Source organism: Pseudomonas rhizoryzae (assembly GCF_005250615.1).
Taxonomy (GTDB): Bacteria; Pseudomonadota; Gammaproteobacteria; order Pseudomonadales; family Pseudomonadaceae; genus Chryseomonas; species Chryseomonas rhizoryzae.
The window spans coordinates 201,203-220,338 of sequence record NZ_SULM01000010.1 but is presented as its reverse complement, the minus strand read 5'-3'; the positions used below and the strand labels follow the sequence as shown (position 1 = coordinate 220,338).

At 67.2% G+C, this 19,136-nt stretch carries 11 protein-coding genes and 1 tRNA gene; 5 read left to right on the top strand and 7 right to left on the bottom strand.

What is annotated here, in order from left to right:
* Nucleotides 1-57 precede the first annotated feature (57 nt).
* A complete protein-coding gene (locus tag FAZ11_RS17885; protein ID WP_058772557.1) occupies nt 58-2,598 on the top strand; it encodes a bifunctional diguanylate cyclase/phosphodiesterase in 2,541 nt (846 codons plus the stop codon).
* A 7-nt stretch (nt 2,599-2,605) separates the two neighbouring features.
* Here FAZ11_RS17885 and FAZ11_RS17880 read toward each other — a convergent pair whose 3' ends face one another.
* The gene (locus FAZ11_RS17880; protein WP_058772558.1) at nt 2,606-2,806 is read right to left on the bottom strand and encodes a hypothetical protein; all 201 of its coding nucleotides are present in this window, start codon (nt 2,804-2,806) and stop codon (nt 2,606-2,608) included.
* Between the two features lie 244 nt (nt 2,807-3,050).
* On the opposite strand from FAZ11_RS17880, the gene FAZ11_RS17875 reads away from it, so the two are divergent.
* Nucleotides 3,051-5,180, top strand: coding sequence for a TonB-dependent siderophore receptor (locus FAZ11_RS17875; protein WP_058772559.1), 2,130 nt, complete (start codon nt 3,051-3,053; stop codon nt 5,178-5,180).
* 395 nt (nt 5,181-5,575) lie between these two features.
* Here FAZ11_RS17875 and nirD read toward each other — a convergent pair whose 3' ends face one another.
* Both nirD and nirB read right to left on the bottom strand, forming a co-directional pair.
* Nucleotides 5,576-5,932 carry a nitrite reductase small subunit NirD gene (nirD, locus tag FAZ11_RS17870; protein WP_058760097.1) on the bottom strand — a complete coding sequence of 119 codons (357 nt, stop codon included), beginning with the start codon at nt 5,930-5,932 and terminating at the stop codon, nt 5,576-5,578.
* A gap of 2 nt (nt 5,933-5,934) precedes the next feature.
* On the bottom strand, nt 5,935-8,484 hold the full coding sequence (gene nirB / locus FAZ11_RS17865; RefSeq protein ID WP_058774034.1) for a nitrite reductase large subunit NirB: 2,550 nt from the start codon (nt 8,482-8,484) through the stop codon (nt 5,935-5,937).
* A gap of 587 nt (nt 8,485-9,071) precedes the next feature.
* On the opposite strand from nirB, the gene FAZ11_RS17860 reads away from it, so the two are divergent.
* The gene (locus FAZ11_RS17860; RefSeq protein ID WP_058774033.1) at nt 9,072-13,094 is read left to right on the top strand and encodes a bifunctional nitrate reductase/sulfite reductase flavoprotein subunit alpha; all 4,023 of its coding nucleotides are present in this window, start codon (nt 9,072-9,074) and stop codon (nt 13,092-13,094) included.
* A gap of 14 nt (nt 13,095-13,108) precedes the next feature.
* Here FAZ11_RS17860 and FAZ11_RS17855 read toward each other — a convergent pair whose 3' ends face one another.
* Entirely contained in the window at nt 13,109-14,029 is a 921-nt protein-coding gene (locus FAZ11_RS17855; protein WP_137279375.1) for a LysR substrate-binding domain-containing protein, read from the bottom strand.
* A gap of 134 nt (nt 14,030-14,163) precedes the next feature.
* On the opposite strand from FAZ11_RS17855, the gene FAZ11_RS17850 reads away from it, so the two are divergent.
* Nucleotides 14,164-15,069 (top strand): TauD/TfdA family dioxygenase, encoded by a 906-nt coding sequence (locus FAZ11_RS17850; protein ID WP_240043605.1) that lies wholly within the window; start codon nt 14,164-14,166, stop codon nt 15,067-15,069.
* Complete coding sequence (locus FAZ11_RS17845) at nt 15,066-15,659, top strand: LysE family translocator (protein ID WP_058774032.1); 594 nt, start codon at nt 15,066-15,068, stop codon at nt 15,657-15,659. Before FAZ11_RS17850 ends, FAZ11_RS17845 begins: the two co-directional genes overlap by 4 nt.
* A 422-nt stretch (nt 15,660-16,081) precedes the next feature.
* Here FAZ11_RS17845 and FAZ11_RS17835 read toward each other — a convergent pair.
* The 3 genes from FAZ11_RS17835 to FAZ11_RS17825 all read right to left on the bottom strand — a co-directional run bounded on the left by FAZ11_RS17835 (nt 16,082) and on the right by FAZ11_RS17825 (nt 19,077).
* Nucleotides 16,082-16,177 (bottom strand) — tRNA-Sec (locus FAZ11_RS17835).
* Between the two features lie 9 nt (nt 16,178-16,186).
* On the bottom strand, nt 16,187-18,100 hold the full coding sequence (gene selB / locus FAZ11_RS17830; RefSeq protein WP_058774031.1) for a selenocysteine-specific translation elongation factor: 1,914 nt from the start codon (nt 18,098-18,100) through the stop codon (nt 16,187-16,189).
* Between the two features lie 89 nt (nt 18,101-18,189).
* Nucleotides 18,190-19,077, bottom strand: a complete 888-nt coding sequence (locus FAZ11_RS17825) for a LysR family transcriptional regulator (protein WP_058768748.1) — start codon at nt 19,075-19,077, stop codon at nt 18,190-18,192.
* Between the last annotated feature and the right edge of the window lie 59 nt (nt 19,078-19,136).

Genomic DNA, 19,136 nt, shown 5'->3' with positions numbered 1-19,136 from the left:
CTCCCGGCACCTACTCGAGGCGTCTGCCAGCCGTTCCCACGCGTCTTTGGGTCACTCATGCCGTCAGCTCCCGTCGCTACCCGCCGCAGCCACCAGATGCTGCTGCGGCTGTTTCCCGCCATCTGCGCCCTGCCGATCCTGCTCGGCCTGGGCTGCTATCTGCTGATCAAGACCGCCACCAGCCAGGATGCCGACGTTCAGCAGCGCGCGCAGAAGTACATCTCCCGTACCCTGGGGCAGGTGCAATACGAGATCGCCCACAACATCATCAATTACGCCAAGTGGGGCGAGGCTTACAAAAACCTGCATTTGAAGGTCAACCTGTTCTGGGCCAACGACGAGCGCAATGTCGGCGACATCCCCTACGAACTGTACGGTTACAATGGCGTATTCGTCCTCGACCCCCAGGACCAAACCGTCTACGCCGTGATCGATGGCCTGCCTTCGACGGCGCCCATCGGGCAGTGGCTCGATGGCGATCTGACCGAACTGCTGGCGGCGACGCGCAATCATCCCGGGGAAACCGAAAGCCTGGTAAGGCTGTTCAGCGTCGACGGCCAGCCCGCCCTGGTGGCCGCAGCTACCATCACGCCCGGTGCCAGCTACAGCGTGACGCCCGTACCCGGCAAGCAGTCGGTGATGCTGTTCGTCAATGTGCTCGATCAGGCCAAGCTCGATCATCTCAGCGAAACCTATGGCCTGCCTGAGCTGAAACCTTCCCGTACGCCCCTTTCCGGCTTCGAGTCCATGCGGATGCTGGATTCCTCCTGGCTGCTGAATTGGCATCCGCCCCAGCCAGGTGCTCACCTGCTGCACCAGACCCTGCCGGTGTTCCTCGCCGTGGTTCTGACCCTGGCCCTGGTGCTGGTGTTGCTGATTCGCCACGCGCTGAGTTCGGCACGTCAGCTCGATCAGCAATTCGATGCCCTAATCGCCAGCCAGGCAGAGCTTACCCGTAGCGAACAGCGTTTCCGCGACCTGGCCGAGTCGGCGTCCGACTGGCTCTGGGAGGTCGATGCCGAGGGGCGCCTCTCCTATCTCTCCGAACGTTTCGCCCGGATCACCGGCAACACGCCGCACAGCTGGCTCGGCCGCTCCCTGGCCGAACTGTTCAGCCCGGAGACCACCACCCTGGCCGCCTGGCTGGCCGCCAGTGCCGATCGCCTCGACGAGCGCGAGGTGCTGCGCTGCCATTACCGCGACCGCCTGGGCCATCCCCGCGTCTGCGAGATCACCGCCCGCCCCTTGCCGAATGGCGCCGGCTATCGCGGCACCGCCAGCGACATCACCGCCGCCTTCACCGCCCAGGCCGAGATCGAACACCTCTCGCAGCATGACAGCCTGACCGGTCTGTCGAACCGCCTGCATCTGCAGCAATTCCTCGCCAGCCATCTGGCGCGCAATCCGGCGTACCTGACCCTGCTCAGCCTCGACCTGGACCGCTTCAAGCCGATCAACGACAGCCTCGGTCATGCCGCCGGCGATCGGGTGCTGCAGGAAATCGCCCAACGCCTGCAAGCCAGCCTGAGACCGGGTGGCCTGGTGGCACGGGTGGGCGGCGATGAATTCATCGTGGTCCTGGTCGGCGCTCTGGAAAAGACGGTGATCGAACAGATCTGCGCCCGCCTGGTGATGACCTTGAATCGCCCCATCGTGCTGGAAGACCAGACGGTCAGCGTTGGCACCAGTATCGGCGTCGCCCAGGCACCCGGCCAGGCGATGCAGGCCGAGGAACTGCTACGGCTGGCCGATATCGCGCTCTACCAGGCCAAGGCTGCCGGGCGTAACGGCTGGTGCTTCTACGCCCTGGAGATGGACGCCCAGCTCAGCCAACGGCGTCAACTGGAGCAGGAGCTGCGCCAGGCGCTGCCGCTCGGCCAGTTGCGCCTCTATTACCTGCGCCGCCACCTCCCGGAGACCGATGTCCTGTGCGGCTTCGAGGCGCAACTGCGCTGGGCGCATCCCGAGCAGGGGCTATTGCTGCCGGACGCCTTCCTGCCGCTGGCCGAGGAGACCGGGCTCAGCGTGCCCCTGGGGCTCTGGCTGCTGGAGGCCGCCTGCCGCGACGCGGCCGCCTGGCCAACGCCGCTGAAGGTCGCGGTGACCCTGTCATCCCGCCAATTCATCGCTGGTGGTACGCCGCTGGCAGACACTGTCGCCCAAACCCTACAGCGCAGCGGTCTCGCGCCCAGTCGCCTGGAATTGCAATTCAGCGAAACCCTGCTGGCGGACAGCACCGGCGAATTGCCGGCGCAATTGAGCGCGCTCAGGGCCTTAGGCGTGCGGCTGAGCCTGATCGACTTCGGCAGTGGCTCCGCCGCCCTCGAACTCCTGCGCCATCGGTTGCTGGACGGCATCCGTATCGACCGACGCTTCATCGCTACGCACCAAGGCGCCGATCCGGCCATCGTCCAGGCGCTCATCAGCCTTGGACAATCGCTGGACCTGACGGTGGCGGCCGAAGGCGTCGAGAGCGCTGGGCAATTTTACTGGCTGCGCGCCCAGCACTGCAGCGAAGTCCAGGGCAGCTACCTGGGTCTCGCCCTGGCCGATGTCCAGTTGCCTACCCTACTCGCGAAGGCGCCGCAGCAGGGCTGACCGCCACTCAAAGCCGCTCCAGCCAACCCAGATCGCCGCCCCTGGCAGGTACCGGATAGCAGCCGTAGGGGGCGTAGCCATGGGTACAGACCGGATCGGCCGGCAATAGCGGTGCGAGTACCGGGCGCGGCTGCCAGCTGTCCACCAGGACCAGCGCCAGCAGCAGGGCGATGAAGAGCACGGAGCGAATTGTTCTTGGTGTACGCATGGTGACCTCCGGCGAGGCGAATGCGAGCGTCGAACGAACAGCGCCTCACCCCATGAGTATCGAGCCACGCCGCCCTTCGCGCCGCCCTCCAGGCCACCCTTTCGCGCAATGCTGCACTACCGTTCAAGCAACAGTTATCAGAAGTCCTATCTGAAAGTCTTGGCAAAGTTCTAGGGCACAAATAGAATTGATTATCTTTAGCCAATAACTCTCAATACACTTCTGCGCGTTTCGGAGCACCTCGATGAAACCTACCCTGGCCCCTTTGGCCGCCCGGATCCTGGCGGCCATTGCCGGCACCGCCTGCCCGCTCGTTCAGGCCGCGGATTCTCCGCTTGATCTCCCCAGCGATACCATCACCTCGTCGGTCATCGAGACCCAGGAAGGTGTCGCCCAGGGCTACCAGGGCAAGCCCACCACCGGTACCACTCGCCTGAACCTGACCAACCAGCAGACACCCCAGGGCGTGACTTCGGTGACCCGGGAACGCCTGGATGACTTCCGCCAGGAAAGCGTGCGTGACGTGCTGGACTACACGCCGGGCATCAACGTGCAGAAGGTCGAGACCGACCGCACCTACTTCACCTCTCGCGGCTTCGACATCACCAACTTCCAGTACGACGGCGCTGGCATGCCGTTCTTCTGGGGTGTGCTGGTGGGCGATATCGATACCGCGCCCTACGAGCAGATCGACATCCTGCACGGCGCCAATGGCGTCATGACCGGGCTGGGCAATCCCTCGGCCACGGTCAACTTCGTGCGCAAGCGCCCGACCTATACCCCCGAGGCGGAGGTCACCCTGAGCGCCGGCTCCTGGGACAAGCGCCGGCTCGACCTCGACGTGTCCGGCCCGCTCACCGAATCCGGCAACGTCCGCGGTCGGCTGATCTACGCCAACGAAAACAAGAACTCCTACCTGGATCGCTACTCGCGGGAAAAGAACATCTTCGCCGGCCTGCTGGCCTTCGACCTGAGCGAGCGCGACACCCTGACCGTCGGCTTCGAACAGCAGAAGAGCGACGCCAACGGTGCCAGCTGGGGCGCCCTGCCGCTGACCGATGCCAGCGGTAACGCCATCCATTACCACAGCGTGCATTCGAACATCGCCCAGCCGTGGGTCTACTGGGACGTCGACACCCAGCGCGCCTTCGCCGAGTGGGAGCACCGCTTCGACAACGACTGGGTCTCCAAGCTGACCCTCACCGGCGTGGATCATCGCGAAGACACCCAGATGTTCTATATGTATGCGGGCGTCAACGGGGCCGGCGCGGATTCCTTCTACGGACTCGCTTCCAAGTACAAGGCCAAGACGCGCGACCTGATCGGCGATCTGTCCTTTACCGGGCCTTTCCAACTGCTGGGCCGCGAGCACCAGCTCACCCTGGGCGCCAATGCCGGTCGTTCGCGCACCCAGGAACGCTCGCTGTACGACTCCAACCTCAACTACGCCGAGGTCAGCCTGGCGGATGCCCTGAACGGCGCCCTGCCGCTGTCCAACTTCAATGTGGCCAGCCCGGCGCAGACCTCCGACTACACCAATCGCCAGAAAAGCCTCTATACCGCGGCACGCTTCAGCCTGAGGGACGACCTGCACCTGCTCGCCGGCGCGCGGCTGCTCAGCGCCGACAGCGATGGCAGCAGCTACAACGTGGAGCAGAACGCGCGTAACCACGGTCGCACCACACCCTACCTCGGCCTGGTCTACGACCTCGATCCCCAGTACGCCCTCTATGCCAGCTATACGGAGATCTTCGCGCCGCAAAGCTACCGGGACCCGAGTGGCAAGCAGCTCGATCCGCTGGAGGGCAAGAGCTACGAAGTAGGCGTCAAGCGGCAATCGCTGGACAAGAAATCCAGCCTCACCGCCGCCGTCTTCCACACCAAGCAGGACAACGTTTCCACCTATGCCGGCTACGATGCCAGTCTGGGCGGCAGCCTTTACAACGGTCGCTCGTTCGAAGGCCAGGGTCTGGAGCTGGAGATCGCCGGCGAAATCCTGCCCGGCCTGCAACTCAGCGGCGGCTACACCTACCTGTGGATCACCAACGAGGACGACCAGCGCGCGCGGCGCTTCATTCCCCGTCACCAGCTCACCTCCAACCTGACCTATCGCCTGCCCACGGCACCCAAGGTCAAGGTCGGCGGCAGCCTGAGATGGCAGAGCGAGGTGCAGTACGACGGCGTCGACAACACCAGGCAGGACGCCTATGCCCTGGTGGGCCTGATGGCCGGCTACGAGATCGACCGCCACTGGAGCACCCAGCTCAACCTCGACAACCTGACCAACGAGAAATACCTGCAATCGCCGCGCTACGGCCAGAGCAACTTCGGCGAACCGCGCAGCGTGACGGCATCGGTCAGTTGGCGTTATTGAGGGGGATGAGCCTAGTGGGGAGTCAGGCTCATAAGGGGTGGGGGCGGCCCTCACCCCAACCCTCTCCCCGAGGGAGAGGGGGCGGCACCGAGGGGGCGAGATTGGGTACGCCCTGGTCGGGGCTTGGCCCAGTACTAGGTTGTATACCCAGCCGACCCAGCCCCGGACAAGGCTACGCCGTTGTCCAGGCTACGGCACCGAGGTCACCCTCCGCGCCCTACTGCCCCCTCTCCCCTTGGGAGATGGCTGGGGTGAGGGTCGCCCACGCTAATACCCAGCCGACCCAGCCCCGGACCAGGCGGCGCCGTTGTCCAGGCTACGGCACCGAGGTCACCCTCCGCGCCCTACTGCCCCCTCTCCTCTTGGGAGAGGGCTGGGGTGAGGGCAAGCCCCGCTCAGGCGATCTCCACCTGCTCCCCGTTCAGCCGTACCGCCCAGGTGGGCAGCGCCTGCTCGGGGTACTCCAGGCAGCCACCGTCGCTCAGGCGGAAGTGCTGCTTGTACAGCGGCGAGGCGATCACCAACTCGCCGCCGAGTTGGCCGACGATGCCGCGGCCGATGACGTTGGCGCCGGACTTGGGGTCGCGGTTGCCCACGGCGAAGACCTTCTGCTCGGTGTCCGGCAGATAGAACAGCGCCACCTGCTCACCCTGGTGCAGGGCCACCACGCCGGACTGGGGCACCAGATCGGCCAGGCTGCACAGCGGTTGCCATGCAGCTTGCGGGGCGCGTGCAGTATTGGTCTGGGTCATGGTCAAGCCTCCTCGGAAACGGCGATGAGCTGGAGTTCGTCCTGGCGGGCCGGCCGGCGTTGGCCGCGTTCCTTGACGAAGTGGATGTCCGGGTCGCTGCCTCGCTGGTTGACGAAGGTGCGGAAGCGCTTGAGCTTGTCGGGATCGTTCAGGGCATTGGCCCATTCGCATTCGTAACGATCCACCACCAGTTGCATCTGGGCCTCCAGTTCGGCGCCCAGGCCCAGGCTGTCCTCGATGATCACCTGCTTGAGGTAGTCCAGCCCGCCCTCCAGCGACTCGCGCCACACCGAGGTGCGCTGCAGGCGGTCGGCGGTACGGATGTAGAACATCAGCAGGCGGTCGATGTAGCGGATCAGCGTCTCGTCGTCGAGATCGGTGGCGAACAGCTCGGCGTGCCGCGGCCGCATGCCGCCGTTGCCGCAGACATAGAGGTTCCAGCCGTTCTCGGTGGCGATCACGCCGATGTCCTTGCTCTGTGCCTCGGCGCATTCACGGGTGCAGCCGCTGACGGCGAACTTGAGCTTGTGCGGGGCGCGCAGGCCCTTGTAGCGGTGCTCGATGTCCAGCGCCATCTTGACGCTGTCCTGCACCCCGTAGCGGCACCAGGTGCTGCCCACGCAGCTCTTCACCGTGCGGGTGGACTTGCCGTAGGCATGGCCGGTCTCGAAGCCGGCGGCGATCAGCTCGCCCCAGATGTCCGGCAGCTCGTGCAACTGGGCGCCGAACAGGTCGATGCGCTGGCCGCCGGTGATCTTGGTGTAGAGGTCGTATTTCTTCGCCACCTGGCCGATGGCGATCAGGCCTTCCGGGGTGATCTCGCCGCCCGGGATGCGCGGCACCACCGAATAGGTGCCGTTCTTCTGCATGTTGGCCATGAAGGTGTCGTTGGTGTCCTGCAGAGGCACCAGATGCGGATCGAGGATGGCGCCGTTCCAGCAGGAGGCCAGGATGGAGGCCACCGCCGGCTTGCAGATGTCGCAGCCATGGTGACCGCGGCCATGGCGGGCGAGCAGCTCTTCGAAGCTTTCGATGCCTTCCACGCGGACCAGGTGGTAGAGCTCCTGGCGGGTGTGGGCGAAATGCTCGCAGAGGCTCTTGTCGACCTCCACGCCGCGGGCGATCAGCTCGTGCTCGAACACCTGCTTGACCAGCGCCGCGCAACCGCCACAGCCGGTGCCGGCCTTGGTGCAGCTCTTGATGCCGGCGAGGTCGGTGCAACCACTGTCGATGGCGGCGCACACCGCGCCCTTGGTCACGTTGTGGCAGGAGCACAGGGTGGCGGTGTCCGGCAGGGCATCGGCGCCCAGGGTCGGGGCGCCCTCGCCCACCGGCATGATCAGGCTGGCCGGGTCCTGGGGCAGCGGGATGCCATTCTGGGCATATTGCAGCAGGGTGTCGTAGTAGCTGTTGTCGCCCACCAGCACGGCGCCGAGCACCTGCTTGCCGTCGGCGGAGACCACCAGGCGCCGGTAGCTGGCATTGGCCTCGTCGATGTAGCGATAGCTGCGGGCACCCGGGGTGGCGCCGTGGGCATCGCCGATGGAGCCCACGTCCACACCCAGCAGCTTGAGCTTGGTGGACATGTCGGCCCCGGTGAAGGGGGTGCTCTGGCCGTGGCACAGCTCGGCGGCCACCAGGCGGGCCATCTGGTAGCCGGGAGCGACCAGACCGAAGATGCTGCCGTTCCAGGCGGCGCACTCGCCGATGGCGTGGATGGCGGAGTCGCTGGTCAGGCAGAGGTTGTCGACCGCCACCCCGCCGCGGGGGCCGAGTTCCAGGCCGCAGCTGCGGGCCAGGGCGTCCTGGGGGCGGATACCGGCGGAAAACAGGATCAGATCGGTCTCGAGGAAATCCTCGCCGGCGAAATTCATGCGGTAGCGGTACTCGCTGCCGGCGGTGATGTTCTGGGTGGCCTTGGACAGGTGCACGCCCACGCCCAGGTCTTCGATGCGCTGCTTGAGCGCGGCGCCGCCGAGGTCATCCAGTTGCACCGGCATCAGCCGCGGAGCGAATTCCACCACATGGGCTTCCAGGCCCAGGGACTTCAGCGCATTGGCCGCTTCCAGACCGAGCAGGCCACCGCCCACCACCACGCCGCGGCGGGCCTTGGCGGCGGCCATGCGGATGGTGTCCAGGTCGTCCAGGGTGCGGTAGACCAGCCGCGAATCGCCCTCGGCGCCTTCGATGGGCGGCACGAAGGGATAGGAACCAGTGGCCAGCACCAGGCGGTCGTAACCGAAGGCGCCTTCGGCGGTCAGCACCTGGCGCTGGTCACGATCGATGCCGGTCACCGCGCAGCCCAGGTGCAGCACCAGGCCGGGCACGGCATAGAGGCCGGCTTCGCTCATGGCCAGGGATTCGGCGTCGCGGCCGGCGAAATACTCGGAGAGGTGCACGCGGTCATAGGCGCGCTGGCGCTCTTCGCCGAAGACCTGGATCTCGTAGCGATCCAGGGCACCGGCCGCCAGCAGTTGCTCGACGAGGTGATGGCCGACCATGCCGTTGCCGACGATGATCAGGCGTTCTTTGCGGGTCACGATGCTGTTCATGGAGGCTATCCCCCGGCCGAGGCCAATCAGGTTGATTCGCGGCAATAAAAAAGGCGCCTGAAACCTTGCGGTCTCAGGCGCCTTTGCCTGTTCTCTGTAAGGAGGAGCCTGTGGCTCGTCTCCGTGCCCGTTGCCTGCAGTGGCAGTCGATCGCCGTTGATCGACCGGGCGACCCGAATTGGCGGGTCTGCTGGAGCACCTGCATCGGCTGTGCCAGTTTTGCGCAGTCACCGGAAAATCCATGGCCGGCGCGGCTTGCAGGGCATCAGCGGGCGGCCAGGACCGAGCCGCGCCAGGCGCCAGACGGAACCAGAACGGTGCAAAGACCGCCGTCGTTGCCCCGTCGCAGCGCACCCGCGACCCAGACAGCCTGCGACGACAGCCACCGGCCAGCGCTCGCCAGACCAGTGCTGGCGCGCTTCGTCCCGCGATCGGCGCAAGCTGGCGCGGGCCTTGCTAAATCCCGTTCATGGACCGGTCAACGCCGATCGCTCCCTCCACGACAAAGGCGCCGTGCTCGCTTCCCCTGATAGCCCTGGGAAAGCGACCGGCGCCTTTTTGCTTTCCAGCTTTCGGGAATCCTTGCCATGACCACTACCCACCTCAAGAGCGTCTGCCCCTATTGCGGCGTCGGCTGCGGGATCGTCATGCAGGTGGAAGACGGCCGCGTCACCAAGGTCAGCGGCGATCGCGACCACCCCGCCAATCGCGGCCGGCTCTGTACCAAGGGCAGCACCAGCCACCAGGCACTGGTCGACAGCGGCCGCATGGAGCACGCCTATATTAGAGGCGATCGCTCCCACGAGCCGGTACGGACCGGCATGGACCAGGCCATCGCCGCCACCGCCGAGCGGCTGCGTGCCATTCTCGACCGCGACGGGCCAGATGCCATCGCCTTCTATATTTCCGGCCAGATGTCGCTGGAGGCCCAGTACCTGGCGAGCAAGCTGGCGCGTGGCTTCATCGGTACCAACCAGCTCGAATCCAACTCGCGGCTGTGCATGGCCAGCGCCGGCACCGGCTACAAGTTGTCCCTGGGGTCCGACGCGCCGCCCGGCTCCTACGACGACCTCGACCGCGCCGACCTCTTCCTGGTCAGCGGCGCCAACATGGCCGACTGCCACCCCATCCTCTTCCTGCGCCTGCTGGACCGGGTCAAGAGCGGCGCCAAACTCATCGTCATCGATCCGCGGCGCACCGCCACCGCCGAGAAGGCCGACCTGTTCCTGCAACTGCGGCCGGGCACCGACCTGCTGCTGCTCAACGGCCTGCTGCACCTGTTACACGCCGAGGGCTACCTCGACGAAGCCTTCATCGCCGCCCACACCGAGGGCTGGGAGGCCATGCCGGCCTTTCTCGCCGACTACGCTCCCGCATTCGTCGCCGCGCAGACGGGGCTGGCCGAGGCGGACATCCGTACCGCCGCACGCTGGATCGGCGAGGCCGGCGAATGGACCAGCCTTTGGACCATGGGCCTCAACCAGAGCACCCATGGCACCTGGAGCACCAACGCCCTGTGCAACCTGCACCTGGCCACCGGCAAGCTCTGCCGGCCGGGCAGCGGTCCCTTCTCGCTCACCGGCCAGCCCAACGCCATGGGCGGCCGCGAGATGGGCTACATGGGGCCCGGCCTGCCCGGCCAGCGCAGCGTGCTGTCCGCCGCCGACCGGGCCTTCGTCGAGCAGGCCTGGGGCGTGGCGCCGGGCACCCTGCACACTCGCCTGGGCCGCGGCACCGTGGCCCTGTTCGAAGACCTGGCGGCGGGCAAGGTGAAAGCCTGTTGGATCATCTGCACCAACCCGGTGGCCAGCGTGGCCAATCGCGCCAGCGTCATCAAAGGCCTCCAGGCCGCCGAACTGGTGATCGCCCAGGACGCCTTCCTCGACACCGAAACCAACGGCTACGCCGACATCCTGCTGCCCGGCGCCCTCTGGGCCGAGGCCGACGGGGTGCAGATCAATTCCGAACGCAACCTGACCCTGGCGCAACAGGCCGTCACCCCACCCGGCGACGCCCGCGCCGACTGGCGGATCATCGCCGACGTGGCCTGTGCGATGGGCTATGGCGAGCACTTCGCCTACACCTCCGCCGCCGAGGTGTTCGCGGAGATCACCCGGTTCCACAATCCCCAGACCGGCTACGACCTCCGCGGCGCCAGCCATGCCCGCCTGCGCGAAACCCCACTGCAATGGCCCTGCCCCAGCGCCGACAGCGCTCCGCGCCAGCCGATCCGCTATCTCAACGATGGCCGCAGCCAGACCCTGCGTCTGGACGAGTCCGGAGAGCCAACCGCGCTCAACTTCGCCACCCCCAGCGGCAAGGCGCAGTTCTTCGCCCGCCCGCACCTGGACCCGGCGGAACTGCCCGACGATGACTACCCCTTCGTGCTCAACACCGGCCGCCTGCAGCACCAGTGGCACACCCTGACCAAGACCGGCAAGATCGCCGCCCTCAACCGCCTCAACCCGGCGCCCTTCGTCGAGGTGCATCCCCAGGATGCCCAGGCCCTGGGCTTGACCAGCGGTGACCGTCTGGAAATCACCTCCCGCCGCGGTCGTGCCGTGCTGCCGGTGTCGATCAGCGACCGGGTTCAACCCGGCAATTGCTTCGCGCCCTTCCATTGGGCGGACGTGCACGGCGAAGACCTCGCCATCAACGCCGTGACCAGCGATGCCATCGACCCGCTCTCCCAGCAGCCGGAACTCAAGGTCTGCGCCGTGCGCCTGACCCGCGTCGCCACGATCCCCTTGCGCCAACTGCCGGCCGACGAACCCGTTTTGGAAGGCTCGCGACTGTCCGCCCTCGACCGCCTGGCCAGTCTTACCGGGATAGCGACCACCGTGCGGCCCCAGCTCAGCGCCGCCGAACGCACCTACCTGGCCGGCTTCATGGACGGCCTGCGCGACGGTGGCAGCGAGGGCGTGCCTTGCCTGCCGGTCCAGGCGCCCTTGGCCGCCGACACCCGACTCTGGCTCGACGGCCTGCTCGCCGGGCTGTTCAGCCGCCTGCCGCAGGCCCAGACGGCGCTGGCGCCCGCCACCCCGGCCGATCTGGTGGTGCTCTGGGCCTCCCAGACCGGCAACGCCGAGGCCCTGGCCGAGCGCTGCGCCGCCCGCCTGCGGGAAGCCGGGCTGCAGGTGGAGCTGCACGACATGGCCGCCTATGCCGTGGAACGCCTGGCCGGCGCACGGCGCGCCCTGCTGGTGAGCAGCACCTTTGGCGATGGCGAAGCACCGGACAACGGCCAGAGCTTCTGGCAGGGCCTCAGCCACCTCGACACCGCCCTCGCCGAGCTGGACTACGCCGTGCTGGCCCTGGGCGACTCCACCTACGACCAGTTCTGCGGCCATGGCCAGCGCCTCGACGCCCGCCTGGCCGAACTCGGCGCCCGCCGTCTCTGCGCGCGGCTCGACTGCGATGCCGACGGCCATGACCGCGCCGACGCCTGGCTGGCCGCGCTGCAAAAGCAGTTGGCACCCACCGCCAGCAGCGCGCCCGCCGCCCGTACGACCGCGACGACTCGCCCCGCCCAGGTACCGGCACGCCTGGTCATCAACCAGCGCCTCAACGGCGCCGGCTCCAACAAGGAAGTACGGCTGTTCGGCTTCGAGTCCGAGCAGCCTCTCGCCTATCAGGCGGGCGACGCCCTGAGCGTCAGGGCGCACAACTGCCCTGAGCTGGTCGAGGAAATCCTAGCCCTGGCCGGGCTCGACGGTGAGCACCCCGTCAGCGTGCCCAAGGTCGGCGAGCTGTCCTTGCGCCAGGCGTTGGCCGAGCACTACGAAATCGCCCGCCCCAGCCCCGAAGCCCTGGCCCTGGTGGCCGAACGCAGCGGCCACGCCAACATCCAGGCGCTGCTGGCCGCCCGCGACGAACTCAAGGCCTGGCTCTGGGGCCGGCAACTGGCCGATGTCCTGGCCAGCTTCCCCGCCCGCCTCACCGCCGAGGAACTGCTCGGCAGCCTCAAGCGCCTGCAGCCGCGGCTCTATTCCATCGCCTCCAGCCCCCTGGCCCATGCCGGGCAGGTGCACCTCACCGTCTCGGCGGTACGCTACGGCACGCGCAAGGGCGTGGCCTCGACCTTCCTCGCCGATCGCCTGCAGGACGCCACCACCGAGGTGCAGATCCAGCCCTCGCGCCACTTCCGCCTGCCGGAGCAGGGTGACGTCCCGCTGATCATGATCGGCCCCGGTACCGGCATCGCGCCCTTCCGCGGCTTTCTCCACGAGCGTCGCGCCCGCGGCGACAACGGCCGCAACTGGCTGTTCTTCGGCGAACAGCACGCCGCCCACGACTTCTACTATCGCGACGAGCTGGACGCCTTCCAGCGTGATGGCACCCTGAGCGAACTCAGCCTGGCCTTCTCCCGCGACCAAGCCGAGAAGATCTACGTGCAGGACCGCCTGCGCGAGCGCGGCGCCGAGGTCTGGCGCTGGTTGCAGGACGGCGCCCGCGTCTACGTCTGCGGCGACGCCAGCCGCATGGCCAAGGACGTCGACCAGGCCCTGCGGCAGGTGGTAGCGACCCACGGCCAGCTCAGCGACGAGGCCGCCGCCGACTATGTGCGCGGGATGAGCGAGCAGAAGCGCTATCTGAAGGATGTGTATTGAGCGAGGGCATAAGCTCACTCGATGAAGGTCAATCCTTCCGGCCTCGGCAAGACGGGCGCCACCGCACCCAAGTGGTCCCGCAATCCAGCGAGGACGTCATGGGCTTCGCTGCGCCTGGGCCAGACCAGGTAGTAGCTCAATCCTGAACGGACCACGGTGCGATTGGCGAATACCAATTGCCCGCTGGCGATCTGCGCCTGCACCAGGGACAGGTCACCGATCGCCACCCCAAAGCCCTGGACCGCGGCCGAGATACCCGCGTCCAGGGTTTCGAATCTCTTGCCGGCATGCCAATTCACCTCGGCCAGACGCCCGATCCGGTCCAGCCAGAGGCGCCAGTCGCGGCAATCGTGGGAGGCATGCAGCAGCCCGTCCCCACCGAAGATCGGATCCTCGCCGCCGCAGGCACGCTGGTAACGCGGCGCGCAGACCGGCACCAGCCACTCATCGAACAGCCGTACGCTAGCGCAATCGCTCGTGAATTCACCGTCGGCCAGGATCACCGCGCAGTCATAGGGCTCGGAGCGGAAGTCGACGAAGTCGATGTCCATCCAGACGCTGGTCAACTGAACCCGATTTTCCCCCGTTGCCACCCGGTACGCCTCGATGGCGGCCATCAACCAGCGCATGGTCAGGGTGGAGGGCGCCTTGAGTCTCAGACAGCCACGGCCGCTGCGTACCAGATCGCAGACCCCCTGCATGTCGGCGAAGGCCGAGCTCAGGTCTTTTGCCAGAATCAGCCCGGTGGGCGTCAGCTTGAGGCTGGGACCCCGACGCTCGAACAGCAGACAACCCAGGTCCTGCTCCAGCGTCTTGATATGACGGCTGACCGCACTCTGGGTGATGTTCAATTCCTGCGCGGCACGGGTGAAGGACAGCTGCCGGGACGCGCTTTCGAAGGCACGCAACGCATAGAGCGGCGGAAGACGGGACATCCTTGGTCCTCGATGATGAGTTTGAATCATCCTTCCACCCAGTTTTATCCGTTTTTACCCCTGCGTCCAGCACCGGATGATGGCCGTCCTTGACGCTCTGGCGCGTCATGACTGCCAAGTTCTCGAGACCTATCATGTATTTGGGATCAGTCTCCTTCGATACCCTGCTGGACAGCGCTCTCCGCCAAGGCGACCTCTCGGCCGCCGCCATCGCCGACATCCTCCACTTCCGCGTCTTCGGCAATCCCCAGGGCTTCCTGCTGTTGCCGAACCAGGACATCGGCGACATCCCGGCCACCCCCCTCGACCGCCAAGCGCTGGCCAAGCCGGACTACCGCAGTGAATTGCTGCTGTTGCAGGCCACGGCGCTGCTGGGCGACCCCATCGGCTATCCCCAGGAATCCGACGGCAGCCTGATCAACAACTTCTTTCCCCAGGCCGCCAAGGCCCAGCAACTGTCCTCGGACGGCTTCGATACCGAGCTCGACCTGCACACCGAGAACGCCTTCCACGAGGTGCCGCCGGACTTCCTGGCGCTGCTCTGCCTGAGAGCCGCCCCGAACCACGACGCCATCACCTACATCGCCTCGGTGGACAAGATGCTCGAGGAAGTCGACGCCGACACCACCGAACTGCTGTTCGCCGAGTCCTTCAACTTCCTCTCCGACTACTGCCTGAGCGAAAAGAATTGCCGGATCGACCTGGGCCGCCACCGGCCGATGCTCTATGGCCAGCGCGCCAGGCCCTACCTGAGATTCGATCCGTACTTCATGCTGGCCCGTTCGGCGCAGATGCAGCGGCTGATCGAGGAAATCAAGGAGATCGCCTGGAGTGTCGCCCAGCCGGTACGCCTCGCGGCCGGCGATCTGCTGATCATCGACAATCGCCGCGCAGCCCATGCCCGCAGCGCCTTCCAGGCCCGGTTCGACGGTAGCGACCGCTGGATCCAGCGTACCTTCGCCATCTCTCACCAACGCCAGCTGATCGGCGAAACGGGTGATCCGTCGCGGATCATCGGCTTGAGGCCCCATGGACGATGAGTGAATACCTTAGCTTTGCCGTCACGGTCTTCCTGCTGATCTCCTCACCGGGTCCCATCGTCGCCCTGGTCGTCGCCGACGGTCGCCATGGCTTTCCCTGGTGGACGATCCTCGGCGGCCTGCTGTCCGCCCAGGTGCTGTTGCTCTTGGCGCTAGGCCTGATCCAGCTGGCCATCGGCCTCGACCCGAAGCTGCTGCTGGCCGGCCAGATCCTTGGCGGCCTCTATCTGCTCTGGTTGGGTATCCGCCTGTTCAAGGCCCAGGCCGACGACCTGGCGAGCGCCCGGCGTGGCAGCTTCCTGCGCGCCCTCCTGGTGGGCCTGTCCAACCCCAAGGACATCCTCTTCCTGGTGGCCTTCCTGCCGGCGTTCATCTCCCTGCAGGCACCGCTCGGGCAACAGGCCCCGGTGCTACTGGCGATCTGGGCCGCCATCGACCTGCTGGTGCTGGTCGCCTATGGTTACCTGGCTGGCCATCTGCACCGGCTGAACGGTCTGACCCGCCTCACCCAGCGCCTGCCCAGCGCCGCTCTCTGCCTGATCGGCCTGGCCTCCGTCGGCCTGGGCCTGCGTGCCCTGTCCCTCGGCTGAGGCTTCATACAGCGGCGCCTGGCGGCCGCTACGCGCACGGCTCCAGACGATCTCGTCACTCAACGCGGTCTGGATGAATTCGATGGGCAGGCCACCATGGTCGATCATGGCGGTCCAGAAGCCCTCGATGGGCTCATAGGGCCCGAGGATGACCGCCTGGCCGACCAGCGCCGCCGCCAGGTCGCTGACCTGGTAGGCCACATGGGGCTGGGTCTTGATCAGCGGATGCAGCGGCGAGTCGGGCGTGAACCTGTGCCACTGGATGGGCACCGGACCGCTGAGATCATCGGCGGTGTACATCCCCACCTTGGCCGCATAACGCGCGCCCGGCATGACCTCGGTGGTGGGGATACCCAGGTGGTGAAGACGGTAGGAAACTCCTGGCCGGCGCATAGGGCGATCCTCTTCGGTACGGCGCGAAATGGCGGAAGGCAGTGGGAGTCGAACCCACCCGGGAACGGCTGCCGTCCCCAACCGGGTTTGAAGCCCGGCCACGCCACCGGGCGTGATTGCCTTCCTCTTGCGCGCTAGTCCTCGGCGGCGCGGGCCCAGGCGCTGTCCGGGCGGACCCGGCGTTCGTCGCCGAAGCGACGGGTGAAACCGATGCGATCCAGGCAGTCGAGGATCTGGATGCTGCGCTTGCGGCCGATACCCAGGGCATCGCGGAAGGCCGCGGCGCGGATGATCCCGGCTTCGCGCTCCAGGCGCAAGGCCTCACCAGCTGCGGCTTCCAGACTCGCCTGCGGATAGAACAGATCCTTGACCACCTGGGTCAGTTCCCCCAGCCGGGCCAGTTTGCGCAACAGCAGCCGCACGTCCGCCTCCGGTTGGCCGAGGCTCTTGGCCAGATCCCGAGTCCAGGGCGGATCGAAGCGTTGGGCTTCCAGCAGTGGCCAAAGCCGGGCCTTGAGCCCTTCCTCCGCCGCGGTGAGCCGCACTCTGTGATCGGGCAAATGCAGCCAGGGACCGCTGCTCTGCAGCCGCCCTTCGGCCAAGGCGGCCTCCAGCAGCGCCAGGTAAACCGGACGCTCCAGATCCGGCACGGCGATGCGCCGCAGGCGATCACGATCCGGGCCCAGTTCGTCGGGTTGCTCCTGGTGGAAGGTGGCGAGCGCCGCGCCCAGGCGCTCGAGAGCAGCCTGCCACAGCGGTGCGGCGAACAGCCGGGGACCGACCCGCGTCTCCACCCTCAGGGTATCTGCCGGCAGCTGCCAATCGCCCTCGGGCCGATTGAACTGACGGGCCAGCAAGCGCGGATCGAGGCCGCCGTCGGCCTGGGCCAGCAGCTCGGGCAAGGCCTCTTCCAACCCACCCTGGCGTAACGCCTGGAGTTGCGCCAGGCGCTGCGGCGTCCGCCGCTGGCGCGCTGGCGCGAAGGGATCGAGTAACCGGGCGCCACCCAGGGTGCGCTGGGCGGATTGGTCGCGCAGCACCAGGCGATCGCCATGCACCCCGTGCAGCGGCGCATTGAGCACCAGCTGTGCCAGAGCCGTGGCGCCCGGCGCCAGGCTGTCGCCCTCCAACAGGGCGACCCGACCGGTGAGATCCTGGGCGCCGAGGTGGACATGCACCGGCGTCCAATGGGCCAGGCTGCGCGACTCGCCTGGCAGGAGGCGTAGTTCGACATCGATGCGGGTGGTGGGCGCATGCAGCGCCTCGGCCACCAGCCAGTCGCCGCGGGCGATGCCGTCGGTGCTCAGGCGCTCGCCGGCGAGATTGAGGGAGACGCGCTGGCCGGCATGGGCCGTCTCGGCTGGGCGATTCTGCGCATGCAGGCCACGCACCCGCAGCCGCTGGCCGCGTGGGGTGAGGATGAGTTCATCGCCTACGGCCACCTGGCCGGCAAAGGCGGTGCCGGTGACCACCACCCCGGCCCCGGAGACGCTGAACACCCGGTCAACCGCCAGGCGGAAACCACCCCGGGCATGGCGCTCGCGCCCCTCACCCAAGGCCCCGAGCAAGGCTGCGCGTAGTTCAGGAATGCCTGCGCCGCTGGGGCTGGCCACCGGATACGAGGACGCTCCGGCGAAGGGACCGCCTTCGAGCAGCGCCGTCACCTCCCGGCGCACCTCGGCGAGGCGCTGCGCGTCTACCCGGTCGGCCTTGGTCAAGGCCACCAGCGCCCGCGGAATGCCGAGCAATTCGAGGATCGCCAGGTGCTCGCGGGTCTGCGGCATCACACCATCGTCGGCGGCTACCACCAGCAAGGCCAGGTCCAGACCGCTGGCCCCGGCCAGCATGTTGTGCACGAAGCGCTCGTGCCCGGGCACGTCGATGAAACCGCTCAGTTGGCCGTCGCCCAGGTCGGCATAGACGTAGCCCAGGTCGATGGTGATGCCGCGCGCCTGCTCTTCACGGCGCCGATCACCGGCAATACCGGTCAGGGCCTGGATCAGGGCGGTCTTGCCATGGTCGATGTGCCCGGCGGTGCCGATGATCATGAGGGCAGCACCAGACGGGGAAAGATTGACATCAGGGGAGCTCCGAACAGCGTTCAGACGTGCAGAGTAGCGGCGCCCGCCAACCTCGCCTAGCCGTGACGCTCGCGCAAAAAAGCGACGAAAGCCCGCAACGGCGCGGGCAAATGGCGACGATCCGCGTAATAGAGGCGCGGACCGGGAAAGGGCGTCGACCAGTCCGCCAGCACCTCCACCAGCCGACCGTCCTCCAGCGGTTCGGCCAGGTAGTCGGCAAAGGAGCAGATCAGACCGATGCCCTCCAGAGCACCTTGCAGCTCCAGGTCGAGGGTGGAGGCCAGCAGGCGCTGTCCCGGCTGGATCTGCACCCTCTCGCCGCCGCGCTCGAAGCTCCAGGGCGCCACCAGGCCACTGGCGAAGCGATGGCCGATGCAGGAGTGGCCTTGGAGGTCGGCGGGATGCTGGGGCACACCGTGGCGTGCCAGGTAGGCAGGGGCTGCGGCCACGGCGAATCTCTGGCTGGCCGGGCCCAGGGGCACGGTGATCATGTCGCCTTCCAGGTGCTCGTCGTAGCGCACCCCGGCGTCATAGCCGGCGGCCAGAACGTCGATGAAGCGATCGTCCGCCACCACCTCCAGGCGGATACCGGGATAGGCCGCCAGGAAGGGCCCCAGCAGTGGCGGCAACAACACCCGGGCGACGATGGTGGGCACGTTGAGCCTCAGACTGCCCACCGGACTCGCCCCTTCGGCGTTGATGGCATCCAGCGCCTCATGCACCTCGCGCAGGGCCGGCGTCAGCCGTTCCAGCAGGCGTTGGCCGGCATCGGTGGGGGTCACGCTGCGGGTGGTGCGATGCAGCAGCCGCACCTCCAGCTCCCGCTCCAGGCGGCGTACCGCATCGCTCAACGATGAAGCCGCCACGCCACGTCGATAGGCCGCCCCACGAAAGCTGCGCGCCTCGGCCACGGCGGCGAAGGCGGCCAGATCATCCAGGTTCATCGTGCCTCCACTGTACGATTGCCCGTACAGGTCGTTGTGCCGAGGCCGGATTATCGCAC